The organism is Polynucleobacter sp. 35-46-11, from assembly GCF_002281105.1.
The window spans coordinates 1-1,300 of sequence record NZ_NCFJ01000632.1 but is presented as its reverse complement, the minus strand read 5'-3'; the positions used below and the strand labels follow the sequence as shown (position 1 = coordinate 1,300).

Genomic DNA, 1,300 nt, shown 5'->3' with positions numbered 1-1,300 from the left:
GTTATTCATGATTTTTTAGCGTAACTTGTTAATATAGCCCTTTCCCATGAATCCTTCTGAACTTCGCTCCACTCTGGCCTTAGCAGGCATCTTTGGCCTCCGTATGCTGGGCCTATTTCTGCTTTTGCCGGTTTTCAGCATCCATGCACACGGTTTGCCGGGCGGCGAACATGCTCTATGGGTTGGATTAACCCTGGGAATATTTAATATTGTCCAGGCCTGCTTCTATATCCCTTTAGGCCGGCTTTCTGACCGAATTGGCCGAAAACCTGTCGTTTTGTGGGGGTTGTCTTTATTCGTTGCGGGTGCCTTAATTTGCGCTGCTCAAGACGATCTTCTTTGGATTGCTATTGGCCGCGGGGTAATGGGCGCCGGTGCGGTCTCAGCTGCGATTTCCGCTTGGGTTGCCGATTTAACGCGCGAGGAAGTGCGCACTCGAGCTATGGCCTTAGTGGGGGGCAGCATTGCTCTGTCTTTTGCTTTGTCGCTCGTGATTGCTGCACCAATCTATCGATTAATTAGTTTGAGCGGAATTTTTGTAGTCTTAGCGGTATTAGGTATTGGTGCGATGTTTGTTGCTTATTACATTCTGCCAAGTACTAAACCTGAGCCCAAGGTTCAACAAGCCAGTCTGAAAGAAGTATTTTTGCGTCCTGAGTTAATGCGCCTCAACGCCGGCGTGTTTGTTTTGCATGCAACTCAAGTGGCGATGTTCTTAGTGGTACCGCGTTTATTGGTGCAAGCAGGCTTGCCCTTGCCATCACATTGGCAGGTTTATCTCCCGGTTGTTTTGCTCTCCTTTTTCCTAATGGCGCCGATTCTAATTTTTGGTGAAAAGAAGCAGCAGCTAAGAACCATCTTATTGGTGGCGATTGTGTTGCTCCTGATTGCTGAATTTGTGTTTACAAGCACTCACTCTATTATTGGCATTGCGATTGCATTGTTGATTTACTTTGTAGGCTTTAACTTACTTGAAGCGTTACAGCCATCATTAGTATCTCGTTTTGCCAAAGAATCTAAGGGCACAGCATTGGGTGTTTACAACACTACTCAGTCGATAGGTCTCTTTACAGGAGCTGTCATTGGAGGATATTTGATGGATAGCCACGGTGATTTATCGGTCTTTGTTATGGGTGCAGTATTGCTTTTATGCTGGCTTATAATTGCTTGGTCGATGCGTGAATTGCCTGCGAAAGTAGTCGTTTCAAAGGATGAAGTGGCAAAGGCATAACCGTAGCTTCATTGGTTTAATTAAAGCTAGTAGTTTATTTTTTAGTAGTAATAACAGTAGTATTTTTCT

Annotated in this window: 1 protein-coding gene; it reads left to right on the top strand. The window is 45.1% G+C overall.

Annotation, left to right across the window (positions count from 1 at the left end; genetic code table 11):
* Positions 1 to 46: 46 nt before the first annotated feature.
* Positions 47 to 1,231, top strand: coding sequence for an MFS transporter (locus tag B7Y67_RS18305; RefSeq protein ID WP_293599858.1), 1,185 nt, complete (start codon positions 47 to 49; stop codon positions 1,229 to 1,231).
* The last annotated feature ends 69 nt before the right edge of the window (positions 1,232 to 1,300 follow it).

Coding starts and splice junctions, on each gene's coding strand:
- B7Y67_RS18305 (WP_293599858.1), top strand. CDS start 47: ATGAATCCTTCTGAACTTCGCTCCACTCTGGCCTTAGCAGGCATCTTT.